The organism is Myxococcus xanthus (assembly GCF_006402735.1).
GTDB classification, from domain to species: Bacteria; Myxococcota; Myxococcia; order Myxococcales; family Myxococcaceae; genus Myxococcus; species Myxococcus xanthus_A.
Genome location: NZ_CP017174.1, coordinates 902,352 through 917,124, shown reverse-complemented (window position 1 = coordinate 917,124; position 14,773 = coordinate 902,352). Strand labels below are relative to the sequence as shown.

General features: G+C 70.1%; 14 protein-coding genes. 8 read left to right on the top strand and 6 right to left on the bottom strand.

Annotated features, from left to right (window positions below):
• Position 1 precedes the first annotated feature (1 nt).
• Together BHS09_RS04015 and BHS09_RS04010 are read left to right on the top strand one after the other, a co-directional pair.
• Entirely contained in the window at positions 2-1,357 is a 1,356-nt protein-coding gene (locus BHS09_RS04015) for an NfeD family protein (RefSeq protein WP_140797207.1), read from the top strand.
• Positions 1,357-2,196, top strand: a complete 840-nt coding sequence (locus BHS09_RS04010) for a slipin family protein (RefSeq protein WP_140787412.1) — start codon at positions 1,357-1,359, stop codon at positions 2,194-2,196. Before BHS09_RS04015 ends, BHS09_RS04010 begins: the two co-directional genes overlap by 1 nt.
• A gap of 6 nt (positions 2,197-2,202) precedes the next feature.
• Here the strand turns inward: BHS09_RS04010 and BHS09_RS04005 are convergent, their stop codons facing one another.
• On the bottom strand, positions 2,203-2,664 hold the full coding sequence (locus BHS09_RS04005; protein WP_140787410.1) for a DUF2721 domain-containing protein: 462 nt from the start codon (positions 2,662-2,664) through the stop codon (positions 2,203-2,205).
• Positions 2,665-2,880: 216 nt separating this feature from the next.
• Here BHS09_RS04005 and BHS09_RS04000 point away from each other — a divergent pair, with 216 nt between their 5' ends.
• The 3 genes from BHS09_RS04000 (at position 2,881) to BHS09_RS03990 (ending at position 7,071) form a co-directional block, all read left to right on the top strand.
• Positions 2,881-3,378 carry a MerR family transcriptional regulator gene (locus BHS09_RS04000; RefSeq protein WP_140797206.1) on the top strand — a complete coding sequence of 166 codons (498 nt, stop codon included), beginning with the start codon at positions 2,881-2,883 and terminating at the stop codon, positions 3,376-3,378.
• Positions 3,375-5,888 (top strand): VIT domain-containing protein, encoded by a 2,514-nt coding sequence (locus BHS09_RS03995; RefSeq protein WP_140797205.1) that lies wholly within the window; start codon positions 3,375-3,377, stop codon positions 5,886-5,888. The genes BHS09_RS04000 and BHS09_RS03995 overlap by 4 nt, the downstream gene beginning before the upstream one ends.
• A gap of 70 nt (positions 5,889-5,958) precedes the next feature.
• The gene (locus tag BHS09_RS03990) at positions 5,959-7,071 is read left to right on the top strand and encodes a tetratricopeptide repeat protein (protein WP_237080181.1); all 1,113 of its coding nucleotides are present in this window, start codon (positions 5,959-5,961) and stop codon (positions 7,069-7,071) included.
• Positions 7,072-7,077: 6 nt separating this feature from the next.
• Here the strand turns inward: BHS09_RS03990 and BHS09_RS03985 are convergent, their stop codons facing one another.
• The 5 genes from BHS09_RS03985 to BHS09_RS03965 all read right to left on the bottom strand — a co-directional run bounded on the left by BHS09_RS03985 (position 7,078) and on the right by BHS09_RS03965 (position 12,037).
• Positions 7,078-7,905, bottom strand: coding sequence for an SDR family oxidoreductase (locus BHS09_RS03985; RefSeq protein WP_140797203.1), 828 nt, complete (start codon positions 7,903-7,905; stop codon positions 7,078-7,080).
• Between the two features lie 96 nt (positions 7,906-8,001).
• Positions 8,002-8,268: a YkvA family protein gene (locus BHS09_RS03980; RefSeq protein WP_174259033.1), complete on the bottom strand. Its 267-nt coding sequence runs from the start codon at positions 8,266-8,268 to the stop codon at positions 8,002-8,004.
• Positions 8,269-8,381: 113 nt separating this feature from the next.
• Positions 8,382-9,440 (bottom strand): ABC transporter ATP-binding protein, encoded by a 1,059-nt coding sequence (locus tag BHS09_RS03975; RefSeq protein WP_140787398.1) that lies wholly within the window; start codon positions 9,438-9,440, stop codon positions 8,382-8,384.
• A 48-nt stretch (positions 9,441-9,488) separates the two neighbouring features.
• Positions 9,489-11,054, bottom strand: a complete 1,566-nt coding sequence (locus BHS09_RS03970) for an ABC transporter permease (protein ID WP_140787396.1) — start codon at positions 11,052-11,054, stop codon at positions 9,489-9,491.
• Entirely contained in the window at positions 11,054-12,037 is a 984-nt protein-coding gene (locus BHS09_RS03965; RefSeq protein WP_140797201.1) for an iron ABC transporter substrate-binding protein, read from the bottom strand. The genes BHS09_RS03970 and BHS09_RS03965 overlap by 1 nt, the downstream gene beginning before the upstream one ends.
• 146 nt (positions 12,038-12,183) lie before the next feature.
• Between BHS09_RS03965 and BHS09_RS03960 the strand changes: the two genes are divergently transcribed.
• From BHS09_RS03960 to BHS09_RS03945, 3 genes are all read left to right on the top strand, one after another.
• A complete protein-coding gene (locus BHS09_RS03960; RefSeq protein ID WP_140787392.1) occupies positions 12,184-12,798 on the top strand; it encodes a nuclear transport factor 2 family protein in 615 nt (204 codons plus the stop codon).
• A gap of 10 nt (positions 12,799-12,808) precedes the next feature.
• Positions 12,809-13,645, top strand: coding sequence for a PfkB family carbohydrate kinase (locus BHS09_RS03955; protein WP_140797200.1), 837 nt, complete (start codon positions 12,809-12,811; stop codon positions 13,643-13,645).
• 679 nt (positions 13,646-14,324) lie between these two features.
• Complete coding sequence (locus BHS09_RS03945) at positions 14,325-14,741, top strand: hypothetical protein (protein ID WP_140797199.1); 417 nt, start codon at positions 14,325-14,327, stop codon at positions 14,739-14,741.
• The last annotated feature ends 32 nt before the right edge of the window (positions 14,742-14,773 follow it).

Here is a 14,773-nt window from a genome sequence, read left to right as displayed (position 1 = left end):
GATGCACCAACGGGCACGGTGGAGACTCGCGGGTCCGGCCCTCCTGTGTGTCCTCATGGCGGGCCTGCTCGCACCCGCGGCCGATGCGCCCACGAGGAACGGCCAGCCCACCGTGGCGCGCTGCGACCTGGAGGGCGTGGTCGACGCCGGCACCAGCGGCTACCTGTCCGACTGCGTGGCACGCGCCACGGCCGCGGGGCATGACGCGTTGCTCGTGCGACTGGACACCCCCGGCGGCTCGCTGGAGGCCACGCGCCACATCGTCCGGGCCTTCCTCGCGTCACCTGTCCCGGTGCTCGTCTGGGTCGGCCCCTCCGGCGCACACGCGGGCAGCGCGGGCGTCTTCATCGCCCTGGCGTCCAACGTCGCGGCCATGGCGCCGGGCACGAACATCGGGGCCGCACACCCGGTGGTGGGCCCTTCCGGCCAGTCCCCGGAAGCCGTGGGCGGCGAGCAACTGGCCCGCAAGGTGGAGAACGACGCCGTCGCGTTCGCGGAGAGCATTGCCCAGCAGCGGGGCCGCAATGTGCAGTGGGCCGCCTCCGCCGTGCGCGACAGCGTCAGCGTCTCCGCGGACGACGCGCGGGCACTGCGCGTGGTGGAGTACGTCACGTCCACCGAGGCGGACTTCCTCACGCAGGCGGACGGGCGGCGTGTGACGGTGGCGGGCGGCGAGTCCGTGCGGCTCTCCACGCGGGATGCGCACATCGTCACGCTGGAGCCCACGCTGTCCCAGCGCACCGTGCACGCGCTCGCCAATCCAGCCATCGTCTACCTGCTGTTCCTGCTGGCCGCGCTGGGGTTCGTGGTGGAGCTGTCACATCCGGGCGCCATTGCCCCGGGGCTCATGGGCGTGGTGGCGCTGGTCCTGGCGCTGGTGGCGTCGTCCGCGCTGCCTGTCCGCGCGGGCGCGGTGCTGTTGATGCTGGCGGGCGCGGCCCTCATCATCGCGGAGTTGTTCGTCACCAGTGGATTGCTCGGCGCCGCGGGCGTGGTGCTGCTGGGCCTGGGCGGCCTGTTCCTCGTGGACCGCTTCGACCCGGAGTGGTTCGTGGACCGCTCCTTCCAGGTGTCGTGGACGTGGCTGGTGCCCACCACCGTGGCGCTGGCGGGTGCGGCGGCTTACGTCGCCTACCGGAGCGCGCAGACGCGGCGGCTCCCCCAGCAAGGTGGCGACCTGGGGCTCGTGGGTGAGCGAGGCACCGCCCTGGCCCCGGTGACACCGGAGGGCGGCGAGGTGTTCATTCACGGAGAGCGCTGGAGCGCCACGTCCACCGCACCCATCCGCTCCGGCGCGCACGTGGTGGTGCGAGGCATGCAAGGACTCACCCTCTTCGTCGACGAGGTACCGACCTGATGCAACTGACCGGACTGTTCGGAGTGCTCATCCCCGTCGCCATCCTGTTCCTGCTCTTCCTGTCGGGGGTGCGAATCGTCAATGAGTACCAGAACGGCGTGGTGTTCCGGCTCGGGCGGTTCGTGGGGCTCAAGCGCGCGGGCTTCCGCTGGCTCATCCCCTTCGTGGAGCGCATGGTCATCATCGACCTGCGCACCGTGGCCCGTGACGTGCCCCCACAGGACGTCATCACCCGGGACAACGTCAGCGTGAAGGTCAACGCCGTCGTCTACTTCCGCGTCATCCACGCGGACAAGGCCGTGCTCCAGGTGGAGGACTACCTCTATGCCACCAGCCAGCTCGCCCAGACAACGCTGCGCTCCATCCTGGGCCAGGTGGAGCTGGACCAACTCCTCTCCGAGCGGGAGCGCATCAACCACGAGATTCAGCAGGTGCTCGATGCACGCACCGACCCGTGGGGCGTCAAGGTGTCCAACGTGGAGGTGAAGCACATCGACCTGCCTGCGGAGATGCAGCGGGCCATCGCGCGGCAGGCCGAAGCCGAGCGCGAGCGCCGCGCGAAAATCATCGCCGCCGAGGGCGAACACCAGGCCGCCGAGAAGCTCTCCATGGCCGCCAAGGTCCTCGGCCGCTACCCGGCCACCCTCCAGCTCCGCTACCTCCAGACGCTGGTGGAAATCACCACCGGTGGCAATCACACCATCCTGCCCATCCCGCTCGACCTGCTGCGCACGCTCAGCGGCGTGAAGGCCCACCTGGAGCAGGCCGACGATGGACATGAGAACCGGCGATACGCCGAGGATGAAGAAGAGGGACCTCCCGCGGGCGGCCTGTCCTGACGGCCGCTAGTCGAAGAGTTCCTGCCGCTCCAGCTTGATGGCCCGCCGGCTCAGCCGCAGCGACGCCAGCACGAGCAGCGCCGTCGCGCCCAGCAGCACCACGCCCAACGAGAAGGACACCACCGGCAGGGCCTCGGGCAGCTGCGTCTGCCGCTTCGTCAGGTACAGCAGCGACGTCACCACGAAGGCCAGCAGCGCCGTGTAGGTGAAGGCAATCGCCCGGGCGAGGATGGCGTGCCGCCGGTCCAGGATGGCGACCTCCTGGCGCAACACCGCGCGCCGGGTGTGCCCCTCCGGCAGCAGCCGCCACTCCCGCGCCATCTCCCGGATGCGCGCCGTCATGCGCGCAATCTGGTTGTCCAACCCCGTCGCCACGATGCCACACGCCGACACCATCACCGCGGGCGTCACCGCCGTGCCGATGAGCCGGATGGAAGAGAGGTCCACGACTTCCGCGAGGCCATTCATGCCCTCCTCTGTTCCACCCCACCCCGACTGACGCAACACCTCCGCGCCCTTCGCCCGCCACCGGGTCATGACAGCGGACAAGCGCCGGGTGTCATGACTTGGCAGCAACACTGTCGAGATGCCGCTGAGCTGGGGCCCTCGCGCTCCAGCCACCGCTACTGCCAATTCATCAGTGGCAACTTGACACTTAAAATGTCGAGTCGTACTGTCTGAACCGTGAGCACGCCGAAGACACAGAGCGAATGGAAGCTGACGGAGCTGGCCGAGGCGGTGGGCGTCTCGCCGCGGACGGTGCGCTACTACGTCCAACGCGGCCTGCTTCCCGCGCCCCCCTTCCGGGGACCCGACACCGTGTACGGGGAAGAGCACCTCGTGCGGCTCAAGGCCATCCGGGTCCTGCAGGCGCGGTTCCTTCCCCTGGATGCCATCCAGGCGGAGCTGCAGCGCCTGAGCCTCGATGAGCTGCGCCAGCTCGCCGATTCAGACGCGACACCCACGCCCCCGGTGTACGCGCAGCCGGCGCCGGGGCCCGCCGTGGTGGCGCCACAGCAAGCGCCCCCGTCCCCGGCCACGGGCCTGAAGCGTTACGAGCGCTGGGAGCTTCTCCCAGGGCTGGAGCTGCACGTCTCGGAAGCAGCGGACACGAAGACTCGGGCGCTCGCGGAACGCGTTCGCGCCCTCATCGCGGAGTTCCAGGAAAGGGAGAAGCCATGACCAACGAGAAGGCAGGGCTGTACACGCGCAACGGCACGCAGGTCCCCCTCCAGGGTGTCGAAGTCACGGGCGAGCTCCTCGGCGGACATGCACGCGTGCGCGTTCGCCAGCGCTATCGCAACGACGAGTACCAGCCGGTGGAGGCCATCTACACCTTCCCCCTACCCTCGGATGGCACCCTCTCCGCCTTCTCCATGACGTGCGCCGGGCGGCGCATTGAAGGCGTGGTGCGGGAGCGTGAAGAGGCCTTCCGGACCTACGACGACGCCGTCACCGCGGGCCACGGCGCGGCCCTGCTGGACGAGGAGCGCCGCAACGTCTTCACCGCACAGGTGGGCAACCTGCTGCCCGGCGAGGAGACGGTGGTGGAGGTGGAGTTCCTCCAGGCCGTCACCGCCGAGGAAGGTAGCGTGCGCTGGATGCTGCCCACGCTGGTGGCGCCTCGCTACATCCCCGGTGCGACCACGGGCGACCGCACCGGCCACGGCAGTGAAGCGCCCACGGCCCAGGTGCCGGACGCGGACCGCATCACCCCACCCGTGGGCAACGTACACTACGGCCTGCGCATGGACCTGCTCGTGGACCTGGGCCGCGAGGTGGTGGTGGAGAGCCCGTCCCACGCCATCACCGTCACCCGGGAGGAAGGCACCCGCGTGCGCGTTGGCTTCTCGCGCGGCGAGGTGTCCCTGGACCGCGACCTGGTGCTGAGCCTGCGCAGCCCGGACAGCAGCGCGGTGTTCACGCCGCTCGTCACGCACCGCAAGGGCGAGGGAGGCCCGGGCACCTTCGCGCTCACCGTGGTGCCGGACCTGCTGGCCATGGCCTCCGCGCCGGCCAAGCAGGAGGTGGTGTTCGTCGTGGACGTCTCCGGCTCCATGGCCGGCGAGAGCCTGCCCCAGGCCCAGGCCGCGCTCCGGCTGTGCCTGCGCCACCTGCGCGAGGGCGACCGGTTCAACGTCATCGCGTTCGAGAATCACTTCCGGTCGTTCCAGCCCGAGCCCGTGCCCTTCACGCAGCGCACGCTCGAGGAGGCGGACCGATGGGTGGCCGCGCTGAACGCGGATGGCGGCACGGAGCTGCTCGCGCCCATGCGCGCCGCGGTGCAGGCGGCTCCCGACGGCGTCATCGTGCTGCTCACGGACGGACAGGTGGGCAACGAGTCGGAGATCCTGCGCGCCGTGCTCGAGGCTCGGAAGACGGCACGGGTGTACTCGTTCGGCATCGGCACCAACGTCAGCGACGTGCTGCTGCGGGACATGGCGAAGCAGACGGGCGGCGACGTGGAGTTCATCCACCCGGGCGAGCGCATCGACGACAAGGTGGTGGCGCAGTTCTCCCGCGCGCTGGCACCTCGCGTCACCGAGCTGGAGGTCCACTTCGACGGCGTGGAGTGCGCGGAGCTGGCGCCCGCCGAGCTGCCCCCCCTGGTGGATGGCGTGCCCTGGACGCTGCTGGGCCGCTATGCCTCGCCCGGGACGGGCACGGTGACGCTGCGTGGGCGCTCGGGACGGGAGCCCCTCTCGCTCACCGTCCGCGTGGACCTGCCCGCGGTGTCGGACCGGCCGGCGGTGGAGAAGTTGTGGGCCGCCGAGCGCATCCGGGGCTGGGAGGCCGCGCAGCTCACCGGACGCCGCGCGGAGTCCATGAAACAGCGCATCGTCGAGCTGGCCGTCGCGCACCAGATTGTCACCCGGTACACCTCGTTCGTCGTGGTGGAGGAGCGCAAGGGCGAGCGGCGGAACTCGGGACAGGCGAAGACGCGCGTCATCCCCGTGAACGCCCCCGCGGGCTGGGCCATGTTCGGCGCACAGAAGGAGGAGGCCGCGATCGGTGGCGCCGTCCCCCGTCGCGGACGGATGGCCGCGAGTGGCGCCATGCCGCCCCCGCCCGCGCCCGCGCAGAGCACGCCCTCCATGGATGCCGATGGCGGCACCACGGACTGGATGATCATGAGGAGCGAGCGGCGTGAACAGGGCAAGGCCGACGCCATGAAAAAGAAGCGCAATAAGGGAGGAATCCTCTCCAACTTCTTCGGCGGCGGTCAGCCTCCAGAGCCGATGAAGGAGGCGGAGTTCGGGGAATCCGACGCGTACCGCGACGAGGCTCCGGCGGCCGAGGGCGGTGTCGACACGGGCGCGGAGGGACTGCTGTCTCGGCAGCTCGCCAACGGGCTCTGGGAAGGCACCGGCGAAGGCTCCGAGCCCGTGCGACAGGCGCGTGCCACGGCGCTGGCCTTGCTGACGCTGCTGCGCGAGGGCATCACCAGCAGCCATCCGCTGCACGGCGCGCAGGTGAAGAAGGCGGTGGAGGCCCTGCTGTCCCTGACCGCCAGCCTGAGCGGCGATGCACAGGTGGCGGAGCTGGCGCTGGGCGTGGCGTGGCTGGCCGCGGCGGGGCCGCGCACCCGGTGCCGCATCGAGCAGGCCGCGAAGCCGCTCGCCGGGCTCAACGGCCGGCTGGGCAACGAGGTGGCCCTGCGTGAGCACGTCGACACGCTGGCAGCGCGCTGACGCACCGCGAAAAGGCGGCGGCATGGCTGATACATGCCGCCGCCGCGCTTCGCATACAGTGCCGGGCGCCATGACGCTCGCCACGCTCATCCTGCTTGCCACGCTCTCCGCTCAGCCCCCGGAGACTCCGCCCTCTTCCGAGGCCACGGCACCGGAGACGGTCACCGCGCCGCCCCTGGTGTCCACGCCCGATGCCTGTGCGGCCAGCTCCGAGGCGGATTACTCGGCTGGCTTCGATGCGCTCGTGAGCGGCAACGACGCGAAGGCGCTGGCGCTGTTCGAGCGAGTGCTCGCGGCCTGTCCACAGCACCCATATGCCACCGAGCTGGCCCGGCTCTCCCGGACACGGCTCGCGCCCGGGGGGCGGCTGGCCACCGCCGCCGCGAGCGCGGTGAGGCGAGAGCCCCACTCCAGCGCCGCGCGTGCCTCTCTCGTCGTGGTGCAGACGCTGCACGGGGTAACCCAAGGCGTCCTCCTGTGCGCCATCGGAGATTGCAGCGGCCAGGGTTACGCCGCGGTGTCACTGCTGGGCGCAGGAGCGGGCGCCGCCAGCTCGCTGCTTCTCACCCGGGGCGGTGTGACGGACGGACAAGCCGCCGTCATCAACTCCGGCACCGTGTGGGGTTTCTGGTTCGGTGTCGCGACACTGCTCGCCTTCGACTTGGATGGTGACAATGCCCTGGGCTCCGCCATCCTCGGCGGGGCGGGCTTCACCGGCGTGGGCGTCCTGCTGGCGCACCTGGTGAACCCCACCTCGGGACAGGTGTCCCTGGCCAACTCGGGTGGCCTCTGGGCCGGCGCGGTGACGGCGCTGTTTCTGGCGACTTCGGACAACAATGACACGCAGGGCTTCTTCGCTGTCGAGCTGGGCGCCACCGCCGCGGGCATCCTGTCGATGGCCATCCTGTCGAAGTACGTGCCGGTGTCCCGAGGCCGCATGCTCATCATCGACGCGGGCGGCATCCTCGGCGGACTGGTGGGCGCGAGCGCCGTCTACCTCACCGCGGGCAACGACGCGGGAGACGCCATCCTCGTGGGCAGCGGCATCGGCGTGCTGGGCGGCCTGGCCCTCACCACGTACCTCTCCCGGAACTTCGACCTTCCGGACGCGCCCCAGGTGACGCTGGCGCCGCTCACCACGTCGCGTGGGGGCACAGGCGTATCGATGGTGGGCCGGTTCTAGCCTCGGTCAGCGGCGGCGCAGGCCGTAGATGGACATGAGGATCTGCTCGAAGGTGCGCGAGGGCAGCACGGCCTTCGCCACCACCGCCACGCGCTGCGCCAGCTGGGCCACCGGGTAGCGCACGCGAGGCGCTCCGCGCTCCATCACCTCCAGCACCTTCCTCGCCACGTCCTCGGCGGCGAGTCCCTCGCGCTCGCCGTTCTCGATGGCTTTCAGCACGGCCTCGAAGCGCTCCTGGTACACGGAGCCCGCGCCCGCCTTCGCGACACACACGCGGTTCTGGGTGAGCTGCGTCCGCACGTCTCCGGGCTGCACCAGCGTCGCCTCGATGCCGAACTCGGCCACCTCCTGGCGCAGCGCCTCGGTGAAGCCCTCCAGGGCGAACTTGCTGGCGCTGTAGAGCGACTGGAAGGGCAACCCCACCTGCCCGCCCAGGGAGCTGACCTGGATGATGCGGCCAGAGCGCCGCTCGCGCATTGAAGGCAGCACCGCCTTGCACACTCGCAGCGCGCCCAGGAAGTTGGCGTCCAACTGCGCGCGCGCTTCTTCGATGGAGGTGTCCTCGGCGGCGCCCGCGAGCGCATGACCCGCATTGTTCACCACCACGTCGATGCGGCCCTCACGCGACAGCACCGTCTCCACGGCCCGCTGCACGGAGTCATCCTGGGTGACGTCCAGCTCCAGCATCCGGTAGCCCAGCCGCGCGGCCTCCACGGGACGGCGGCTGGTGCCGTAGACGGTGTGGCCACGCGCGCTCAGCAGCTCCGCGCACGCCTTGCCGATGCCGGACGACGCACCGGTGATGAGAACGACACTTCCCTGCGAACCGGACATCCAGGCTCCGTGCAACAGTCTTCCTGGCGCACAAACCACGGGTGCCCGGGACCCGGCAAGAGCCTCTCACCCCGCGTCACGGGGGTGCCCGGCGACTCAGACCGTCTTGCTGCGCGCCGGGGCGGCGACACCCGGCTGCGCAGCCTCTCCCGGGATGACAATCTGGTGGCGCTGCACCTCGCGCACCATGAAGAAGGCGGCGGCGGACAGCACGCCCAGGTCATCCAACCAGCCGAGTACCGGAATCACGTCCGGCAGCGCGTCCACGGGCGACAGGAAGTAGACCACCGCCATCACGCCAGCGAGCTTCCGCCAGAGCGCTACGTGCGGGTCGCGCACGTACCGGAAAAAACGGCTCCCCATTCCACGAAGGCCTGCGATGTTCATACCTACCTCTACGCATGAAGGGCCCGGGTGATTGCGGCCCTGGCCCACACCCAGCGTATGCCGTCCGGCCGCCCGAGGGACAGCCAGGCTCAGTCCGGAGTGTCCTCCAACACCATTGCCCGCCCCACCACCTCCAGCCGCGCCCGGTCACCCGCGCGCAGCGGCAGGTCCGGCGCGCCGCGCACGGTGAGCTCCAGGCCGTTGCACGCCACGGTGAACTCGGCGGCGGGGCCCTGGAACTCGCGCGCCAACACCTCCGCTCGCAGCGCGCCGCCCAACGCGACGCCATCCGTGTCCGGCACCAGTCGCATCGCCTCTGGACGCAGCGACAGCAGCACGTTGCCCTTCGCTGGCGCGCCCGTCACCGGAAGGATGCCAAGCAGCGTCCGGGCGCCATTGCCGAAGCCCACACCCGGCAGCAGGTTGGTGCCGCCCAGGAAGTACGCCACGAAGGCCGTGCGCGGCGTGGCGTAGACGGCCTCCGGTGTGCCCACCTGCTCCACCTTGCCCGCCCGCATCACCGCCAGCCGGTCCGCGAAGGCCATGGCTTCCTGCTGGTCATGCGTGACGAGCATCACCGTGGCCCCCAGCGACTTCAGCACCCGCCGGACCTCCATCCGCGTGGAGGCCCGCAGCGCGCTGTCCAGGCTGGAGAAGGGCTCGTCCAACAGCAGCACCCGAGGCCCGGGAGCCAGCGCCCGGGCCAGCGCCACGCGCTGCTGCTGTCCGCCCGAGAGCGCGTGTGGCATGCGCGACTCGAAGCCCTCCAGGCCGAAGAGCTTCAGCATGTTGCTCGCGCGGGCGCGGGCTTCCTGACGCGGCATCGCGGTGAGGCCGAAGGCCACGTTCTCCACCACGGACAGGTGCGGAAAGAGCGCGTAGTCCTGGAACACCATGCCCACGCTGCGCTGCTCGGGCGGCACGAAGGCGCCAGGGCTGGCCAGGGTGCGGCCCTCCAACGTGACGGTGCCGCTGTTGGGGCGCTCGAAGCCCGCGACCAGCCGTAGCGTCGTCGTCTTGCCACACCCCGACGGGCCCAGCAGCGCCAGCACTTCGCCGGGCTCCACCGCCAGGGACAGGCCGTCCACCGCGGCGGTACCGCTGGAGGAATAACGAAGGGTGATGTCGTCGAGCGAAAGCAGAGGCATGGCGGGCGGCGCACCCTACCGCGTTCCCGCGAGCCCGGGCGCTTTGGCTTAACTCGGGGACGAGCTGCCCTCTTGCGACACCAGCAGTCCCACACCCAGCGTGGAGACGGCCATCAGCACCAGCGCCGGCAGCGCGGCCTCGGCGAAGCGGCCCTCGGCCGTGGCGCCCCAGACGCGCGTGGCGAGCGTCTCGAAGCCGATGGGCGCCAGCAGCAACGTGGCCGGAAGCTCCTTCATCGCCGTGAGGAAGACGAGCGCCGCGCCCGCAAGCAGCCCGGGCCGCAGCAGCGGCGCCGTCACCCGGCGCAGCACGCCGGACGGAGGCTGGCCCAGCGACGCCGCGGCCTCCGGCAGGTGCGGGTTGAGCTGGAGCAGCGACGCCCGCACCACGCCCACCGCCTGCGGCAGGAAGCGCACCACGTAGGCCAGCACCAGCATGACCAGGGTGCCATAGAGGAAGGGCACCGCCTGCACGCCCAGGAAGACGAGCGACAGCGCCAGCACGATGGGCGGCAGCGCATAGCCCGCGTAGGACACGCGCTCCAGCGCCACCGTGAGGCGGCTCGGGTAGCGCACCGCGAGGAAGGCCAGCGGCAACGCGCCCACCACCGCCGCCACCGCGCCCAGCATGGAAGCACTCACCGAGTTCCACGCGGGCCCCATCATCGGCCCCGACTCCACCGACAACCCCTGCACGCCCCAGTAGACGAGGATGCCCACCGGCAGCCCCACGCCCACCGCCACCACCGCGCCGCACAAGAGCAGCGCCGGCACGCGCCAGCGGCCCAACCGCACGAGCGAGGAGGCCCGAGCGGCGCCCTTCGCGCTGCGGTGGTAGCCCGCACGGCCGCGCAGCCACAGCTCCAGGGCCAGCACGCCCACCGTCACGGACACCAGCGCCAGTCCCAGCAGCGCCGCGTAGCTGCGGTCATACGCGCCCTCGTACTGAACGTAGATGGCGCGCGAGAAAGCGTCGTACTGCAGCAGCGCCACCGCGCCGAAGTCGGAGAGGACGTACAGGCCCACCAGCAGCGCGCCCGACGCGAAGGCCGGACGCAGCAGGGGCACGGTGATGCGGAAGAAGGCCCGGGCGGGGGTGAGCCCCAGGCTCCTCGCTCCCTCCAGCCACGCCGGGTCCTGGGACAGCAGCCCGGCGCGCAGCGCGAGGAAGAAGTACGGATACGTCGACACCGTCAGCGCCAGCAGCGCTCCGGGAAAGCCATACACGGGTGGCACCGGAAGGCCCCAGCGCGTCAGGGGCTCTTCCAGCGCGCCGCCCACGCCAAACGCCGCCAGCAGCACGTAGCCGCTGACGAACGTGGGCACCGCCAATGGCACACACAGCAACACCGTCCACAGACGGCGCCCTGGCAGGTCCGTGCGCGCGGTGAGCCAGGCCAGCGGCAGCGACAACAGCGCCGCGCAGCCCGTCACCGCCGCCGCGAGCCCCAACGTGCGGCCCATCAGGCCCCACGTCCTGTCTCGCAGCAGCAGGCCCCATGCGTCCGCATCCGCGTCCACGGCCCGCACGCACAGGTACACCGCGGGCACCAGCGCCAGCGCGGCCATGGCCACGCCGGCCACCCACAACCCCACCGGGGCACGACGGCGCATCAGAGGACGCCGTTGTCCTGGAGCAGCTTCACGGTGCCGCGCAGGTCATCCAGCTTGGACAGGTCCAGGTCGGGCGAGCCCACCTTGTCGAGCGCCGGCAGGCCCTCGGCCAGCTTCACGCCAGACACCAGCGGGAACTCGGACGTCTCCTGCGCGAAGTACGTCTGCGCCTCGGCGTCCAGCAGGTACGCGGCCAGCTTCTTCGCCGCGTCGGTGTTCTTCGAGCCCTTGAGGATGGCCACGCCCGCCACGTTCACCAGCGCGCCCGGGTCACCCGCCGCGACGAAGTAGTTGGCCACGGGCAGGTCCGCTTTGTTCTTCTTCGCGGAGTACAGGTAGTAGTGGTTCACGAAGCCCGCGTCGATTTCACCGCGCCCCAGCGCCTCGATGATGGCGGAGTTGTTCTTGTAGACGCGCGGCGCGTTGGCCTGGATGCCCTTGAGCCACTGCGTCGCGGCCTCGTCGCCCTTGAGCAGCCGCAGCGCGGTGACGAAGGACTGGAACGAGGCGTTCGTGGGCGCCCAGCCCAGGCGGCCCTTCCACTTCGCATCCGTGAAGCCGAGGATGCTCTTGGGCAGCGTGTCCGCCTTCACCTTCTTCGTGTTGTAGGCCACCACGCGCGCCCGGCCGCTGGTGCCCACCCACACGCCCTGCGGCGAGCGGAAGCGCGCATCCACCTTGTCCAGCGTCTCCTTGGGCAGCGCCTGCAACTGGCCCGCCTTCGCCAGCGCGCCGAGCGCCCCCGCGTCCTGCGCGAAGAACACGTCGGCGGGCGTCTTCGCGCCCTCCTCCAGCAACGTGGCGGCGAGCTGCGGCGTCTCGCCGTAGCGCACCTTCACCTCGACCCCCGTCTTCTCGGTGAACTTCTTGAGGAGCGGGCCCACGAGCTTCTCGTTGCGGCCGGAGTAGACGGTGAGCGTCTCCGCCGCGAGCGCGGGGGAGGCCAGGGTCAGGACCAGGGAGGTCAGGAGGAGTCGTACCATGGGCCGGAACCCTAACGGACGGCCTCCCCCGCTTCCACCGATTGCGCGCGGACGCGCGGTGAAGCGCGAAACAGGTGACGACAGCGCTCCTTCCCGGCCCGGAGTAGCCTCGTGGGCCGCCACCTCCCGCCACCGTGGAGACACCCATGCCGCGCCCGCTCGTCGCCGCCTGTGCCGCCGCCCTGCTCGCCGCGCCTTCCGCCCTCGCGCAGCCGCCTGCGACCCCGAAGCCTCCCGTCTCCACGCCCAACCCGATGAAGGACGCCGCCGAGCGAACCCGGAGCGCGCTCCAGCTCGCCCCCGCGCCTCGCCCCGAGGACGTGCGCTCCATCGACTCCCTCATCGCCGCGCTGTACGACGTCATCAGCGGCCCTGCAGGACAAGCGCGCGACTGGCATCGCTTCCGCGCCCTCTTCCACCCGGGCGCGCAGATGATTCCCATCCGCCGCCTGAAGGACGGCAAGGGGCCCGCGGCCACGCCCTTCACGCCGGATGACTATGCCACCTCCGCCGCTGTGGCCTTCGACAAGCGGGGGTTCTTCGAGAAGGAGACGCGCCGGCAGGCATCTGGCTATGGCGACATGGTCCAGGTGCTGAGCGCGTATGAGACGCGTGAAACCGCGGACGGGCCGGTGATGACCACGGGCGTCAACAGCTTGCAGCTCGTCTTCGATGGGCGGCGCTGGTGGATTCTCAACATCGCCTGGACGGACGACAAGGCCGCGGGGGTTCCCGTGCCGAAGGACTTCACCCGGAAGTAGAACGCGCGTCATGGGTGACGCATCCCTGCGCGATGTGCTGGTTGTAGGGAGCTACTGCCACGACCTGCTCCGGCATGGCCCCGGGCGGGAAACACATGCGCTCGGCGGGTCGGCGGCGTACATCGCGTCCGTCCTGGATGCGATGGGGCTGGAGTACGCGGTGGCCGCGGTGGCCGGCGAGGACTTCCGTTACGCGGACCAGGTCCGGTATCCGCCGCGCATCGTTCCGGGAACGCGCACCACGCAGTTCATCGCGGACTTCGAGGGAGAGGCACGGACGCTTCGCGTCAGTGCGAAGGCGGAGCCGATTCGCCCTGCGGACATCACCGTGGACGCACGCGTGGCACTGGCCTGCGGGGTGGCGGGTGAGGTGCTGCCGGAGACGCTGATCCATGTCTCTGGGCGGGCGCGGCATGTGCTGGCGGATGCGCAGGGGTTGATTCGGGCGCTCGATGATGACGGACGGGTGCTCAATCTCCGCCTGGAGGACACGCCTTTCGCGGGGCTGCTGGAGCGGCTCCGGGTGCTGAAGGCCAGCGAGGAGGAAGCCCGGGCGATGGACGTCGAGCGGGTACGTCAGCGGACGTGCCTGGTGGTGACGCGTGGGGCGCGGGGCTGCACGGTGTTCACGGCGGATGCGCGCATCGACGTGCCCACGGTTGCGGTGGAGGAAGTGGATGCCACGGGCGCGGGGGACTGCTTCCTCGCTGGCTTCACGCTGGGACTGCTGCGAGGACTGCCGTTCGAGCGCTGCGCCGCGCTGGCGAACTGGTTTGGCGCGCAGGCGGTGACGCAGGTGGGTGTGCCGAAGCTGGATGCCAGCCGGCTTCCAGCGGAACTGCGCTGAGCTACCATCCTCCCGCGTTACGCTGACGAAGTGCCTCTGGGGGGACCATGAGGAACAGTCGACTCGTATTGCTAGTCCTGGCACTTGGATGCAGTGGCCAGTCGTACGTTCGGACAGGCACCGGGCATTACTTTGGCCGCAAGAATGGCGATGTATGGGTACGGGGCCCTTGGCCAGCGATTCACCCTTCTCGTGACATTGATGACGTCATCGACCAACCCTGCCCGGCCATCATGGAGATGGATGGCGCCCGGGCGAAGGACTTCGGCCAGGAATACTGCGGTGCCATCTACACGCTGCGGGATGGCATGCACTACGCCAGCTTTCCATCTCCATAGAGTCGGACGACGATTGTCTTCGAGGACAAGCGAAAGAGCTGCCACTCCCCTCGACACGTCAATGACTCTCGGGGCTACGCCTCAATCCTCGCGGATTACCACAGCCATCCGTGGTTCCCTTCCCCCATGTCTCCTGAGGACAGGCGTGCGAAAAATCAGCGCTGGGTCATCCGCATCCAGTTCGACGCAGAGTGCCGAGTCATGAAGCTGATACCGCACATGGATGACCCTGGCCGCCCTGGCGAAGTGTACGTTCGGCAAGGAAAGACCTGGAAGCTCATTGGTTTCATCACTCCCGTCGATGAAGCTTGAACTCCATGTTGCCGGAGTCAGGAGGGAACATGTCGCGCCGCCTGCTGCTCTGCCTCACGCTGCCCGCCTGTGGCCTCTTCCACCGGCCCCTGAAACCGGAGCGTGCGCCCGCGGATGAGGCGGCCCGGTTCACGTTCCCCATCGACCTCCCAGCCGATGGACGCGTGCGGATTCCCGCGGACCTGGCGGCGGCCATCTCGCTGGCGATGGACGACTTCCGCCCGCTGGGTGTGAAGCCTCACCGAGGCGCCACACCCGACGAGGTGTGCCTGTATCGACGGGAGTCGTTTGACGTGACAGTGGCCCCAGGGCCAGAGGGCGTGGTCTTCGTCCGGTTCACCGTCAAGGACGGCGCCTGTGACAAGGACGGTCCCGTCGCGGACATGGGCTCCACCTACGCCGTCGAGGTGGCGAAGCACCGAATCCTGGCGATTCAACGCCCGTGAGGCCCTGAGACAGTGCCCCACGGGTGACACAG

Excerpts from the sequence above, each read along its gene's own strand:
- BHS09_RS04015 (WP_140797207.1), top strand. The coding sequence starts at position 2 with ATGCACCAACGGGCACGGTGGAGACTCGCGGGTCCGGCCCTCCTGTGT.
- BHS09_RS04010 (WP_140787412.1), top strand. The coding sequence starts at position 1,357 with ATGCAACTGACCGGACTGTTCGGAGTGCTCATCCCCGTCGCCATCCTG.
- BHS09_RS04005 (WP_140787410.1), bottom strand. The coding sequence starts at position 2,664 with ATGAATGGCCTCGCGGAAGTCGTGGACCTCTCTTCCATCCGGCTCATC.
- BHS09_RS03995 (WP_140797205.1), top strand. The coding sequence starts at position 3,375 with ATGACCAACGAGAAGGCAGGGCTGTACACGCGCAACGGCACGCAGGTC.
- BHS09_RS03990 (WP_237080181.1), top strand. The coding sequence starts at position 5,959 with ATGACGCTCGCCACGCTCATCCTGCTTGCCACGCTCTCCGCTCAGCCC.
- BHS09_RS03985 (WP_140797203.1), bottom strand. The coding sequence starts at position 7,905 with ATGTCCGGTTCGCAGGGAAGTGTCGTTCTCATCACCGGTGCGTCGTCC.
- BHS09_RS03980 (WP_174259033.1), bottom strand. The coding sequence starts at position 8,268 with ATGGGGAGCCGTTTTTTCCGGTACGTGCGCGACCCGCACGTAGCGCTC.
- BHS09_RS03975 (WP_140787398.1), bottom strand. The coding sequence starts at position 9,440 with ATGCCTCTGCTTTCGCTCGACGACATCACCCTTCGTTATTCCTCCAGC.
- BHS09_RS03970 (WP_140787396.1), bottom strand. The coding sequence starts at position 11,054 with ATGCGCCGTCGTGCCCCGGTGGGGTTGTGGGTGGCCGGCGTGGCCATG.
- BHS09_RS03965 (WP_140797201.1), bottom strand. The coding sequence starts at position 12,037 with ATGGTACGACTCCTCCTGACCTCCCTGGTCCTGACCCTGGCCTCCCCC.
- BHS09_RS03960 (WP_140787392.1), top strand. The coding sequence starts at position 12,184 with ATGCCGCGCCCGCTCGTCGCCGCCTGTGCCGCCGCCCTGCTCGCCGCG.
- BHS09_RS03955 (WP_140797200.1), top strand. The coding sequence starts at position 12,809 with ATGGGTGACGCATCCCTGCGCGATGTGCTGGTTGTAGGGAGCTACTGC.
- BHS09_RS03945 (WP_140797199.1), top strand. The coding sequence starts at position 14,325 with ATGTCGCGCCGCCTGCTGCTCTGCCTCACGCTGCCCGCCTGTGGCCTC.